The sequence below is a fragment of the Pseudomonas sp. UBA6315 genome, from assembly GCF_002438125.1.
Classification (GTDB): Bacteria; Pseudomonadota; Gammaproteobacteria; order Pseudomonadales; family Pseudomonadaceae; genus Aquipseudomonas; species Aquipseudomonas faucium.
Map to the genome: position 1 here is coordinate 10,772 of NZ_DJTF01000142.1, position 13,498 is coordinate 24,269.

General features: G+C 63.8%; 9 protein-coding genes and 1 pseudogene. 7 read left to right on the forward strand and 3 right to left on the reverse strand.

Annotation, left to right across the window (positions count from 1 at the left end; genetic code table 11):
- From moaC to B3E94_RS16880, 3 genes and pseudogenes are all read right to left on the reverse strand, one after another.
- Positions 1-121 (reverse strand): annotated as a pseudogene (gene moaC, locus B3E94_RS16870) (cyclic pyranopterin monophosphate synthase MoaC); the annotation flags it as partial.
- 207 nt (positions 122-328) lie between these two features.
- Entirely contained in the window at positions 329-1,723 is a 1,395-nt protein-coding gene (locus tag B3E94_RS16875; protein WP_176512310.1) for a PhoH family protein, read from the reverse strand.
- Between the two features lie 281 nt (positions 1,724-2,004).
- A complete protein-coding gene (locus B3E94_RS16880; RefSeq protein ID WP_176512308.1) occupies positions 2,005-3,132 on the reverse strand; it encodes a polysaccharide deacetylase family protein in 1,128 nt (375 codons plus the stop codon).
- Positions 3,133-3,268: 136 nt separating this feature from the next.
- Between B3E94_RS16880 and yaaA the strand changes: the two genes are divergently transcribed.
- From yaaA to algG, 7 genes are all read left to right on the forward strand, one after another.
- The gene (gene yaaA / locus B3E94_RS16885) at positions 3,269-4,048 is read left to right on the forward strand and encodes a peroxide stress protein YaaA (protein ID WP_286914408.1); all 780 of its coding nucleotides are present in this window, start codon (positions 3,269-3,271) and stop codon (positions 4,046-4,048) included.
- 866 nt (positions 4,049-4,914) lie between these two features.
- Positions 4,915-6,231, forward strand: a complete 1,317-nt coding sequence (locus tag B3E94_RS16890; RefSeq protein ID WP_176512305.1) for a nucleotide sugar dehydrogenase — start codon at positions 4,915-4,917, stop codon at positions 6,229-6,231.
- Between the two features lie 74 nt (positions 6,232-6,305).
- The gene (gene alg8 / locus B3E94_RS16895) at positions 6,306-7,787 is read left to right on the forward strand and encodes a mannuronan synthase (protein ID WP_236235272.1); all 1,482 of its coding nucleotides are present in this window, start codon (positions 6,306-6,308) and stop codon (positions 7,785-7,787) included.
- 37 nt (positions 7,788-7,824) lie between these two features.
- Positions 7,825-8,991 (forward strand): alginate biosynthesis protein Alg44, encoded by a 1,167-nt coding sequence (locus B3E94_RS16900; RefSeq protein WP_286914409.1) that lies wholly within the window; start codon positions 7,825-7,827, stop codon positions 8,989-8,991.
- A gap of 12 nt (positions 8,992-9,003) precedes the next feature.
- Positions 9,004-10,521: an alginate biosynthesis TPR repeat lipoprotein AlgK gene (gene algK, locus B3E94_RS16905; protein WP_286914411.1), complete on the forward strand. Its 1,518-nt coding sequence runs from the start codon at positions 9,004-9,006 to the stop codon at positions 10,519-10,521.
- Entirely contained in the window at positions 10,518-11,996 is a 1,479-nt protein-coding gene (locus B3E94_RS16910) for an alginate export family protein (protein ID WP_286914412.1), read from the forward strand. The genes algK and B3E94_RS16910 overlap by 4 nt, the downstream gene beginning before the upstream one ends.
- A gap of 19 nt (positions 11,997-12,015) precedes the next feature.
- On the forward strand, positions 12,016-13,498 hold a 1,483-nt coding region (algG, locus tag B3E94_RS16915), incomplete at its 3' end, for a mannuronan 5-epimerase AlgG (protein ID WP_286914413.1).

Here is a 13,498-nt window from a genome sequence, read left to right on the forward strand (position 1 = left end):
TCTGCAAGGTCTGCGGCAACATCCGCACCCGCGCCTCGGCCGTGGCCTCGCGCTCGGTCACGGCCTTTTCGGTGACGTCAACCATGTTGGCGCGCCCCTGGGAATCAAGATGTGTCAGCACTGCTCTGCTCCTGTGAAGGGAACTGAGAGTTTAAACCCGTGGGTCAGGTTTGAGCAGCGGAATGTGTCGGCGGGGCCGGCCCCTTCGCGGGGCAAGCCCGCTCCCACAAGTTCAATGGAGAACCTGTGGGGGCCCGGCGGCTCCCACAAGTTCGATGGAGAACCTGTGGGAGCGGGCTTGTCCCGCGAAGGGGCCCGACGGCTGGGGTTACAGATGCGACTCGGCGTACTCGGCCAGTACCGAGCGTGGCACCCCTTGCAGGGTGATGTGCACACCATGGGGGAAGTCCTTGAAGCGCTCGGTGAGGTAGGTCAGGCCCGAGCTGGTCGCGGACAGGTAAGGGGTATCGATCTGCGCCAGGTTGCCCAGGCACACCACTTTGGACCCGGAACCGGCACGGGTGATGATGGTTTTCATCTGGTGCGGGGTCAGGTTCTGGCACTCGTCGATCAGGATCAGGCTCTGCTGGAAGCTGCGCCCGCGGATGTAGTTCAGCGACTTGAACTGCAGCGGTACCCGCTCGAGGATGTACTCGACGCTGCCGTGGGTGCTCTCGTCATCCATGTGCAAGGCTTCGAGGTTGTCGGTGATGGCGCCCAGCCACGGCTCCATCTTCTCAGCCTCGGTGCCTGGCAGGAAGCCGATCTCCTGGTCCAGCCCCTGCACGCTGCGGGTGGCGATGATGCGCCGGTAGCGCTTGCTGACCATGGTCTGCTCGATGGCCGCGGCCAAGGCCAGGATGGTCTTGCCGGAGCCGGCGGCGCCGGTCAGGTTGACCAGGTGGATATCCGGGTCGAGCAGCGCGAACAGCGCCAGGCTCTGGTGGATGTCCCGCGGCTTGAGGCCCCAGGCCTCCTGGTGCAGCAGCGGTTCCTGGTGCAGGTCGAGCAGCAGCAGTTCGTCGTTGCGGATGCCCTTCACCCAGCCGACGAAGCCTTGTTCATCGATGATGAACTCATTTATGTGCACGGCTGGCAGGTTGTCGATCATCTGCACCCGATGCCAGGTGCGGCCACGCTCCTGGCGGGTATCGACCTTGCTGACCCGGTCCCAGAACGAGCCTGTGACCGAGTGGTAGCCCTTGGACAGCAAGGAAACGTCATCGACCAGCTGGTCGGTGCTGTAGTCCTCGGCCGCGATCCCACAGGCGCGCGCCTTCAGGCGCATGTTGATGTCTTTGGTCACCAGCACCACGTCCAGGTCGGCGCGCCGGCTGCGTACTTCGAGCAGGGTGTTGATGATGATGTTGTCGTTGAGGTTTTCCGGCAGCAGCTTGCTGGGTTCGTTGCGCGGGCTCATCAGGATCGACAGGTAACCCTTGGGCCCACTCTTGCCACGCTGGATCGGCACGCCCTGCTCGACATCGCTGGGCGAAGCGTCACCGAGGGTCTGGTCGATCAGGCGGATGGCCTGGCGGCATTCGGCGGCGATGGTCTGTTTACCGGTCTTGAGCTTGTCGAGTTCCTCCAGCACCGTCATCGGAATGGCGACGTGATGCTCCTCGAAGTTGAGCAATGCGTTGGGGTCGTGAATCAGGACGTTGGTATCGAGCACATAGAGGATTGGCTTGCTGGAGGAAGGGTTGCGTCCTTGGTCATCCATACTCGGTCACCTTATGTCGAAGCCACACGGCGCGTTCTGTTGCGCCGCAGAGTGACCGCCGGTCTTCCCGTATCCGCGTTGCTACGGGCGGGAAGCGGACCTGGCAAGGTGGGCCTGGATGACGCCACCTGTGCTGCAGGAATCGGCTGTCTGGTTTCTTCATACCGCAAAAACCATGAACGAAAAAAGCTTTTTTACGTACCGGTGAAGTTTATTTTTCCGATTGACGAACAGGGCTTGGCGGGGGCAGCAGACGGGTCTACAGTCAAAAGTCAGACCCACTAGTCTCGATAGCCGTATTCCCGGCAATCTTCCCAGCCGATGCCGCTCTGCGCCGTGCTGTGCAGCAACCACTCCACCGCTGGCTGCGCCTTGGGCAAGGCGTCATGGAACTGGATCACGCCCTTGCGCCACAGCAGCATCAAGGTCACCACCCGCTGCGCCGAGGCTTCTGCACTCAGCGCCGTGTCATCCTGCGCATCGATGTCCCACAGCGAAACCCGCAGCTGCTGGCTGGCCATGAACGCTTCGCCGTCGGAGCGGCGCTGGCCATAGGGCGGGCGGAACAACGGCACATACTGCTCGGGCAGGTCGGCCTGGACCCGCGCCTGGCTGCGCTTGAGCGAATCCTGCCAGCCGTTCCACTGCGCGTGGGAGCGGTACTCCCAGCCCTGGATCCCCACGCACTGCGCGCCGTAGAGCTGGCTCAAGGCATTGGCCGGGCCACGGTCGCGGCGTTGCTGCAGGCGGTTGCCAAGGACGAAGAAGGTGCCCTGCAGTTTCTGCTTGTTCAGGTAGTCGGCCAGCGTATCGGTGCTGCCACCCTCCGGCCCCGGGCCACCGACGAAGGTCAGCAGGAACATGCGGTCGTTCAGCTCATCGCCGTTGCGTTCGCGGCTGGACAGGCGTTCGACCTCGCTGCTGGTCTGCGGCAGCAGGGCCGCCTTGCGTAATTGCTCATCCAGGTAACGCACATTGAACTGGTGGCTGGGTTCGATCCAGCCTGTATAGAACGTGCCGACATCTGCAGCGAACGTGGCGGCCTGCCTGCGCAAATCCTCCATCGACTCCACCGGGTAGCAGAACGACGCATCCTCGGTGCAACTGCGCTGAGCCTGTTGATAACCCTGCCACAAACGCTGCCACATGCCGGCCCTGATTGCGCGAACCTTCTGCAGGTTGATCTGCCGCAGCCCCAGGCGCGCAGCCAGGGCGCCATCGTCGAGCAGCTCGCTCTCGTGCAGCACCTGGGCAAACGACAGGATCTGCGCCCGCGAGGCAACGTCGAACAGCGCCGGGCTGTCCAGCTGTTCGGGCCACAGGCTGCGGTCGAGGCTGGCCGGGGGGATGGGGGCGGCCTGGGCGGCCAGGCTCAACAACGAGGCCAGCAAGGCAGCGGCAATGCGCACGATGGGTCTCTCCGTGACGGCGAAACGCGCACTATAGCGCCTGCCTTGGCGATGGTCTGTGACTATTGTCGCCATAGTTTGGCGTTGCCCGCCCCAGTCCGTAGAATCCCCGGCAACGATTCCAGGAGCCGACCCGATGCTGACGGTGATTTCCCCCGCCAAGACCCTCGACTACGACACCAAGCCGGTCACCGACCGCTTCACCCTGCCGCAGTACCTGGACGACTCGCAGGTGCTGATCGAGCAGCTGCGCGAGCTGTCGCCGGCGCAGATCAGCGAACTGATGCACCTGTCCGACAAGCTGGCCGGCCTCAACGCCGCGCGCTTCGGCAGCTGGACGCCGGATTTCACCCCGGCCAACGCCAAGCAGGCGCTGCTGGCGTTCAAGGGCGACGTGTACACCGGGCTGGACGCCGAAACCCTCACTGAAGACGACTTCAGCTATGCCCAGCAGCACCTGCGCATGCTCTCGGGCCTGTATGGCCTGCTGCGCCCGCTCGACCTGATGCAGCCCTACCGCCTGGAAATGGGCACCAAGCTGGCCAACGCCCGCGGCAAGGACCTGTATGCGTTCTGGGGCACGGGCATCAGCGAATGGCTGAACCAGGCCCTGGCCGACCAGGGCGATGACCTGCTGCTGAACCTGGCCAGCAACGAGTACTTCAGCGCGGTGAAACGCAGCGCCCTCAAGGGCCGGGTGATCAACGTCGACTTCAAGGACCTGAAGAACGGCCAGTACAAGATCATCAGTTTCTATGCCAAGAAAGCCCGCGGCATGATGAGCCGCTTCGTGATCCAGGAACGGGTTGACGACCCGGAGCGGCTCAAGCAGTTCGATGTGCAGGGTTACTTCTATAGCGCCGAGCAGTCCAAGCCTGACCACCTGGTGTTCCTGCGCGACCACCCGGCAGAGTAATTGCGCAAGGGCCCTATCGCCGGCAAGCCGGCTCCCACAGGATCAGCACAGGCATTGAAAGCTGTGGTGTACCTGTGGGAGCCGGCTTGCCGGCGATGAGGCCAGCAGCAACCCCCTCCCTCCCCGCCCTGCAACAGGGCATGCTTCACATTGCCACCAAGCCATTTTAATGACGCCAAAAAACCACCAGCCATAGGCTTATCGCCAAACGCCATAAGACCGTTCGTACTTTTTTGACGAATTTTGAAAAAATTTTTCCCATACTGGCATAAAAACATCCCCCCTCAGTTTCGCCCTTTATATACAGGGGTGCGTCTGCCCCGTGCCATCAAAGTGAAAGTATCCGCCACTGAAAAAATATTTAGAAATCTTTCATGCAGGCACTTTTCACCCAGGAACTTCTCCTGCGGCCAATCGCTCATAGTGCCGTAACGAATTTTACGCCTCTGCGGTGTGAGAAATGACTTACAGATGACAACCGGCAGTAATCCACTGTCCGCCCCGATGAGTTCGACAGGCGCAACGGATTACCCTGTACGCCCCGTTCCATGGAGGACAGACGCGCCCTTACAAAACGTCCTAGTGGTTGATTTCAAAGGATTTATCCACTTGAAAAAACAAGCACAGCAACGCGCCAAGTAGCGCCTTGCAATAAAGACGGCTGCATTTCAGGGCACGCCTTTTAATTACTGGCCTTTTACTGCCAACTTTGAGTGCACAACTTGGTGCGCTCCAAACTTATTCATGCCTGCGCTCGGCGAAGTGTGCATTCGCCCACGGATCCGTGCGCCTTGAAATTGTTGTTAATCCACCCAGTCCGGCTCTTCCCGGAGGAGCTGGCGTGATAAACACATGAGGTGATAGCGATGCGTATCAGCATCTTTGGTTTGGGTTATGTGGGTGCGGTCTGTGCAGGCTGCCTGACGGCGCGAGGCCATGACGTGATCGGTGTGGACGTGTCCAGCACCAAGATCGACCTGATCAACCAGGGCAAGTCGCCCATCGTCGAACCTGGCCTGGAAGCACTGCTGCAGCAAGGCATCGCCAATGGCCGCCTGCGAGGCACCACCGACTTCGCCGAGGCCATCCGCGCCAGCGACGTGTCGATGATCTGCGTCGGCACCCCAAGCAAGAAAAACGGCGACCTGGGCCTTGAGTACATCGAGTCGGTATGCCGCGAAATCGGCTACGTGCTGCGTGACACCAGCCGCCGCCACACCATCGTGGTGCGCAGCACCGTGCTGCCAGGCACGGTCAAGAACGTGGTCATCCCGATCCTCGAAGACTGCTCGGGCAAGAAGGCCGGCATCGACTTCGGCGTTGCGGTCAACCCCGAGTTCCTGCGTGAAAGCACCGCGATCAAGGACTACGACCACCCACCGATGACCGTCATCGGTGAACTCGACAGCGCCAGCGGCGATGTGCTGCAAAGCCTGTACGAAGAGCTCGACGCCCCGGTCATCCGCAAGCCGATCGAAGTGGCCGAGATGATCAAGTACACCTGCAACGTGTGGCACGCCACCAAGGTCACCTTCGCCAACGAGATCGGCAACATCGCCAAGGCGGTGGGGGTCGATGGCCGCGATGTGATGGACGTGGTCTGCCAGGACAAGGTGCTGAACCTGTCCCAGTACTACATGCGTCCAGGCTTCGCCTTCGGCGGTTCGTGCCTGCCCAAGGACGTGCGCGCCCTCACCTACCGCGCTGCCAGCCTCGACGTGCGGGCACCACTGCTCGACTCGCTGATGCGCAGCAACGAATCGCAGGTGCAAAACGCCTTCGAACTGATCGAGGCCCATGACAAGCGCAAGGTCGCCCTGCTCGGCCTGAGCTTCAAGGCCGGCACCGACGACCTGCGCGAAAGCCCGCTGGTGGAACTGGCCGAGCGCCTGATCGGCAAGGGCTACCAGCTGGACATCTACGACGAGAACGTCGAGTACGCCCGCGTCCACGGGGCGAACAAAGAGTACATCGAGTCGAAGATCCCCCACGTATCGAGCCTGCTCAACGCCAACTTCCAGAAGGTCATCGACAACGCCGACATCATCGTCCTGGGCAACCGTGACGAGCAGTTCCGCGCCCTTGCCCAGCAAGCGCCGGAAGGCAAGCAGGTGATCGACCTGGTCGGCTTCATGAGCAAACCGACCTGCTCCACAAGCCGTACCGAAGGCATTTGCTGGTAAGGCCAAGGCCCGGGCAACGCCGCCTCCCCACGGCGTTGCCCTCCTCCCCCAAGAATTCTCCACGGATGCTGAACATGCAAAGGCTCCAGACAGTGCTGTTGCAGTGCGCCGGTTGGCTGCTCTACATGAGCCTGCTCATGTTGATCGCCCTGGCCCTGCCAGCCGATATCTTCGACTCGCAGTCGAAGCACTTCATCTTCCTGGTCGGCGCAGTCGGCATCTGGCGCTACTCCATGGGCGCCACCCATTTCATCCGCGGCATGATCTTCCTCTACGGCGTGTACCCCTACCTGCGCCGCAAGGTGCAGAAGATGGGCGAGGCCGCCGCGCCGTCGCACGTGTACCTGATGGTCACCAGCTTTCGCATCGAAGCCCTGACCACCGCCCAGGTGTACAGCTCGGTGATTCGCGAGGCGATCGACTGCGGCTACCCCACCACCGTGGTCTGCTCGCTGGTGGAAATGTCCGATGAACTGCTGGTCAAGAGCCTGTGGGCCAAGTACAACCCGCCCGCCCACGTCAAGCTGGACATCGTGCGCATCGCCGGCACCGGCAAGCGCGACGGCCTGGCCTATGGTTTTCGCGCCATCTCGCGGATGCTGCCGGACGAAAACGCAGTGGTCGCGGTGATCGACGGCGACACCGTGCTCGGCCAGGGCGTGGTGCGCAAGACCGTGCCGTGGTTCAAGCTGTTCCCCAACGTCGGTGGCCTGACCACCAACGAATTCTGCGAAGTGCGCGGCGGCTACATCATGAGCGAGTGGCACAAGCTGCGCTTCGCCCAGCGCCACATCAACATGTGCTCGATGGCCCTGAGCAAGCGCGTGCTGACCATGACCGGGCGCATGTCGATGTTCCGCGCAAGCGTGGTGACCAACCCCGAGTTCATCGCCGACGTCGAAAGCGACTCGCTGATGCACTGGCGCCTGGGCCGCTTCAAGTTCCTCACCGGTGACGACAAGTCGAGCTGGTTCAGCCTCATGCGCCTGGGCTACGACACCTTCTACGTGCCCGACGCCGCCATCAACACCGTCGAGCACCCGCCGGAAAAAAGCTTCCTCAAGGCCAGCCGCAAGCTGATGTACCGCTGGTACGGCAACAACCTGCGGCAGAACTCCCGCGCCCTGGGGCTGGGCATGCGCCGCCTGGGCCTGTTCACCAGCGTGGTGCTGTTCGACCAGCGCGTGTCGATGTGGACCAGCCTGCTGGGCCTGACCGTGGCGGTGATCGCCAGCCTCAAGTTCGGCATGGCCTACCTGCTGGTGTACCTGCTGTGGATCGGCATCACCCGCCTGATCCTCACCATCATGCTGCTGTGCTCGGGCCACAACGTCGGCCCCGCCTACCCGCTGATCCTCTATTACAACCAGATCGTCGGCGCGCTGATGAAGATCTACGTGTTCTTCCGCCTCGACAAGCAGTCCTGGACCCGCCAACCGACTGCCCTCAAGCGTGACCTCGCCAGCTTTCAACAATGGTTCAACACCTGGTCCTCGCGGACCATGACCTTCTCGGCTGCCAGCATCTTCGTCGCTGTGCTGTTCATGGTCGTGTGAGCCCAACCCGGATCGGATCTAACAGGAACAAACCACCATGAATACCGCCGTGAACGTCAATGTCGTGCATGAGTCCGAAGCCCAGCGCCAACACGCCCGGGTGCGCATCCCTGCCAAGCTGCGCTTTCTGGACAATGAGCGCCAAGCCCACGAAGTGAAGGTCGAAGACCTTTCCGCCGGTGGCCTGAGCTTCCACTCCAAGCAACCACTGGCAGTGGGCGAGGTGCTGCGCGGGCGCCTGCAGTTCGTGGTCGACAACCTCGGCCTGTCGATGGACATCGAGTTCCAGGTGCGCTCCTACAACGCCGCCAGCGGCCGTACCGGTGCGCAGTTCCAGAACCTCGAGCCGCGCGACATCGCCACCCTGCGCCACATCATCACCAGCCACCTGTCCGGCGAGCTGATCAGCATCGGCGATGTGCTCAGCACCCTGCAGCGCGACAACTTCACCAAGGCGCGCAAGCAGAAGGACGGCGGCTCGGGCCTGTCGGCCTTCGGCCGGCTCAAGGCGGTGACGGTCACCCTCGGCGTGTTCGTGGTCGGCGTGGCCGCCTTCGGCTTCGTCGCCAAGTCGCTGTACGGCATGTACTTCATCAGCCACGCCGAGGCCGGTGTGGTCGCCGTGCCCACCACCACCATCACCATGCCCCGCGACGGCACCGTCAGCAGCCTGGTCGAAAGCGGTGGCCAAGTGATCAAGGGCGCGCCGCTGGCAAGCTTCAGCACCAGCATGCTGGACATGCTCAAGGGCCACCTGGACGACTCGCAACTGGAGCCGGCCAAGGTCGAGGAACTGTTCGGCAAGCAGCTCTCCGGCACCCTCACCAGCCCCTGCGACTGCGTGGTCGCCCAGCAGCTGGTGGACGACGGCCAATACGCCGCCAAGGGCCAGCCGATCTTCCAGCTGATCCCGCGCACCACCAACCCGATGGTCGAGGCCCGCTTCAGCTACCGCCAGTTCGACGAGGTCAAGCCAGGTACCCGGGTCAACTTCCAGGTCGCCGGCGAAAGCGAAGTGCGCAGCGGACAGATCGTCAGCAGCAGCAGCCTTGACAGCGAAAACCTGGCCTCCGACATCCGCGTGCAGATCAAGCCCGACAGCAGCCTGCCTGCAGAGCTTGCCGGGCGCCCGGCGTCGGTCAACAGCGACCGCGGCCCTTCGCTCGACTGGCTGATCGACAAAGCCGTGGCCCGTGGGCTGTAAGAGGACACGTCGATGACCATCAAACGACTCGATACCGGTGGGAGCTGGCTTGCCAGCGCTCGCCCGGCAGATGCTTCGCCTGCACTGGCCAATCGCCGGCAAGCCGGCTCCCACAAAGTGCGTGTGAACCTTGGCTTGTGCGCCCTGACTGCCGCCATGGTGCTGGCCGGCTGTGCCGGCCTGCCCGATCAGCGCCTGGCCAACGAAGCCCTCAAGCGCGGCGACACCGCGCTGGCCGAGCGCAACTACAAGGCCCTGGCCGACCTGGGCTACAGCGACGCGCAGGTGGGCCTGGCCGATATCAAGGTGTCCAGCGGCGACCCGGCGCAGTTCAAGCAAGCCGAGGCGACCTACCGCGCCGCCGCCGCCACCTCGCCGCGTGCCCAGGTGCGCCTGGGCCGCCTGCTGGTGGCCAAGCCCGACAGCACCCAGGCCGAACGCGAAGAAGCGGAAAAACTGCTCAAGTCCGCCGCCGCGCAGGGCGAGAACAAGACCTTGATCCCGCTGGCGATGCTCTACCTGCTGTACCCGCAGAGCTTCCCCAACGTCAACGCCCAGCAGCAGATCGACCAATGGCGCGCCGCCGGCTACCCGGAAGCGGGCCTGGCGCAGATCCTGCTGTACCGCACCCAGGGCACCTATGACCAGAACCTCGACAAGGTCGAGACGCTCTGCAAACAGGCCCTGGCGACCATGGACGTGTGCTACGCCGAACTCGCCACCGTGTACCAGAAGCGTGGCCAAACCGACCAGCAAGCCGCCCTGCTCGAACAGCTCAAGGCCGGCTATGCCCGCGGCACCGTGCCGGCCACCCGGGTCGACAACGTCGCCCGTGTGCTGGCCGACCGCAGCCTTGGCCAGACCGACGAGAAAACCGCCAAGGCCCTGCTCGAACACATCGCCCCGGCCAACCCAGCCTCCTGGGTCAGCCTGGCGCAGCTGCTCTACGACTTCCCCGAGCTGGGCGACACCGACCAGCTGATGGCCTACATCGACAAGGGTCGCGCAGCCGAACAACCGCGCGCCGAGCTGCTGCTCGGCCGCCTGTACTACGAAGGCAAGGCCATCCCCGCCGATGCCGAAAAGGCCGAGCAGCACCTGCAGGCCGCCGCCGACGCTGGTGAAATCAGCGCCGACTACTACCTCGGCCAGCTGTACCGCCGTGGCTACCTGGGCGACGTCGAGCCGCAGAAGGCCGTCGACCACCTGCTCAGCGCCGCCCGTGGCGGCCAGAACAGCGCCGACTACGCCCTCGCCCAGCTGTTCAGCGAAGGTCACGGCATCCGCCCCGAGCCGACCAACGCCTGGGTGTTCGCCCAGCTGTCGCAGGCCAACCCGACGCCGCAATCGGCCGAGCTGCTGCAGCAACTCGACCAGCAACTCACACCCCAACAGCGCAGCCAGGCGCAGAACCTGCTGGCCCAGGAAAAGCAGGCCCGCGGCAGCATGGCCCAAGGTGGCCGCACCACCTTCGCCCTTGATGCTCTGCAAGACCAAGACCCCGAAGTAGACGGCGAGGACATGCTATGACGCTCAATCCCTTGGTGAAAGCCGGCATCGGCCTGAGCTTCGCATTGCTGTGGTCCTGCCCGACCTTGGCCGACATCACCCTGCAGAAAAACTTCGGCCTGGACGTGAAAATCACCGGCCAGTCCGAAGACGACCGCGACCTGGGCACCCGCTCCGGCGGCGACGTCAACGGCCTGGGCCTGGACCTGCGCCCGTGGGTCTATGGTGAACGCGGCAACTGGAGCGCCTATGCCATGGGCCAGGCCGTCGCCGCCACCGACACCATCGAAACCGACACCCTGCGCCAGAACGACGACGGCACCACCACCGACACCGGCGACGACAGCCGCAAGCCCGACAAAAGCTACCTGGCCATGCGCGAATTCTGGGTCGGCTACAGCGGCCTCACCGCCTACCCCGGCGAGCAACTGCGCCTGGGCCGCCAACGCCTGCGCAGCGACGATGGCATGTGGCGCGACACCAACATCGAAGCCCTGAACTGGACCTTCGACACCACCCTGCTCAAGGCCGACCTGGGCGTGGCCCAGCGCTTCAGCGAGTACCGCACCGACCTCACCGAGCTGGCCCCGGAAGACAAGGACCGCACGCATGTCTACGGCAACGTCGCCACGCAGTGGACACCCGGCCACTGGGTCGGCGTGCGCGCCCACCACACCCACGACAGCGGCAGCCTGAAAAACCCCGGCGAGACCATCGACGCGCTGGACAAGACCCGCACCGGCGACCTCACCTGGCTGGGCCTGGAAGCCAACAGCGACGCCTACAACTGGCGCAACGACCACACCGTCAACTACTGGGGCAGCGTCACCTGGCTGACCGGCGACCGCGACACCCTCAGCAGCCAGCTGGTCAACGGCGAGCAAGTGGCCACCGGCAAGCAGAGCGGCGACGTCAACGCCTGGGCCACCGACCTGGGCATCCGCCTGCGCCTGGACCCGCAATGGCAGGTCGGTGCGGCCTACGCCCGTGGCAGCGGCGGCGGTGGCGACGACGGCTCGAGCAACTTCGAGCAGACCGGCCTTGAGAGCAACCGCTCCAACTTCACCGGCACCCGCTCGCGCGTGCACCGCTTCGGCGAAGCCTTCCGTGGCGAGCTGGGCAACCTGCAGGCGGCCACCCTGTTCGCCTCCTGGCAGCTGCGCGACGACTACGACGCCAGCTTCATCTACCACAAGTTCTGGCGTGTCGATGGCTCGCAGAACATCGGCTCCAGCGGCATCAACGCGGTGGTCAACGACAACGGCTTCAGCCGCCCGCTGGTCGATGGCGAAAAAGACCTCGGCCAGGAAATGGACGTGGTCGTCACCAAGTACTTCAAGCAAGGCCTGCTGCCGGCCTCGATGAGCCAGGCGATCGACGAGCCGTCCGCACTGGTGCGCCTGCGCGCCGGTGTGTTCAAGCCGGGCGATGCCTATGGCAAGGAAGCGGACTCGTACATGCACCGCGCCTTCGTCGACGTGATCTGGCGCTTCTGAGGCCGGGAGAGGACCTGCAATGAACCTTCACCCGCACTTACGTCACAGCCTCCTGGCCAGCGCCCTGCTGCTGGCCAGCCAGTTGGCCTTCGCCGCAGAACCCGCGGCCGTCGCCAAGGGGCTGCAGCAGGCCAAGACCTACACCGTGTCCGCCGCGCCCACCGAGCCGCTGCACATGGACCCGCCCAAGCTGCCTGACCTTAGCGGCTACACCGCCGCCGCCGTGCAGCAAAAGATCGACCGCCGCCACAAGGGCAAGGTCAGCGTGCGGCGCATGCTGCAGGAAGAGTCGCTCAAGGAATTCATCGGCGGCGACAACAAGGCGGCCGAGTGGGTGCAGCGCCAGCACGGCATCCCCCAGGCGATCTTCGTCGATGACGGCCATGTCGACCTGGTGCAGCTGAGCAAGCAGGTGCCCAAGCAGTACCTCAGCGAAGTCGAGCCGGGCGTGTACCTGGCGCGCCTGCCGATCGTGGTCGGGCGCAACGGCATCCTGGAAATCGACGGCAAGGTCAAGCAGCTGCGCCTGTCCCAGGAAGGCGGCTCGTTCCTGGTCAACGACGGCAAGCTGTTCATCAGCGACACCCAGGTGAGCGGCTGGCGCGAGAAGGACAACGGCCCTGCCACCTTCCGCTCGCCCAAGGAATTCCGCCCGTTCCTGCTGTCGTGGGGTGGCACCGAGACCTACATCGTCAATACCAGGATGGAAAGCTTCGGCTACGCCAAGTCCAAGTCGTATGGCGTGAGCATCTCGCAGTACACGCCGAACATGGCCAAGCGCATGGGCCGCCCGGAACCCACCGGCTGGATCATCGGCTCGCAGTTCAGCGACATGTGGTACGGCTTCTACTGCTACGAGACGCAGGACTTCGTGGTCAAGGACAACACCTACCGCGACAACATCGTCTACGGCATCGACCCGCACGACCGCTCGCACCGCCTGATCATCGCCGGCAACACGGTGTACGGCACCAAGAAGAAGCACGGCATCATCGTCTCGCGCGAGGTCAACGACAGCTGGATCATCAACAACAAGAGCTATGACAACAAGCTCTCCGGGGTGGTGATCGACCGCAACAGCGTCAACAACCTGATCGCCTACAACGAGATCTACCGCAACCACACCGACGGCATCACCCTGTACGAAAGCGGCGACAACCTGATCTGGGGCAACAAGCTGATCAACAACCGCCGCCACGGCATCCGCGTGCGCAACAGCGTGAACATCCGCCTGTACGAGAACATCGCCATGGCCAACGGCCTGGTCGGCGTGTACGGGCACATCAAGGACCTGTCCGACACCGACCGCGACATCGAGCTCGACCCGTTCGACACCAAGGTGTCGCTGATCGTGGTCGGCGGCGAACTGGCGGCCAATGGCTCCGGCCCCCTGTCGATCGACTCGCCGCTGTCGGTGGAGTTGTACAAGGTCTCCATGCTCGCCCCGCGCAAGGCCAGCGGCATCAGCCTCAACGGCATCCTCGGCGAGCGCCAGGACGAAA

Coding starts and splice junctions, on each gene's coding strand:
- alg8 (WP_236235272.1), top strand. CDS start 6,306: ATGCAAAGGCTCCAGACAGTGCTGTTGCAGTGCGCCGGTTGGCTGCTC.
- B3E94_RS16875 (WP_176512310.1), bottom strand. CDS start 1,723: ATGGATGACCAAGGACGCAACCCTTCCTCCAGCAAGCCAATCCTCTAT.
- B3E94_RS16900 (WP_286914409.1), top strand. CDS start 7,825: ATGAATACCGCCGTGAACGTCAATGTCGTGCATGAGTCCGAAGCCCAG.
- B3E94_RS16910 (WP_286914412.1), top strand. CDS start 10,518: ATGACGCTCAATCCCTTGGTGAAAGCCGGCATCGGCCTGAGCTTCGCA.
- yaaA (WP_286914408.1), top strand. CDS start 3,269: ATGCTGACGGTGATTTCCCCCGCCAAGACCCTCGACTACGACACCAAG.
- algK (WP_286914411.1), top strand. CDS start 9,004: ATGACCATCAAACGACTCGATACCGGTGGGAGCTGGCTTGCCAGCGCT.
- B3E94_RS16890 (WP_176512305.1), top strand. CDS start 4,915: ATGCGTATCAGCATCTTTGGTTTGGGTTATGTGGGTGCGGTCTGTGCA.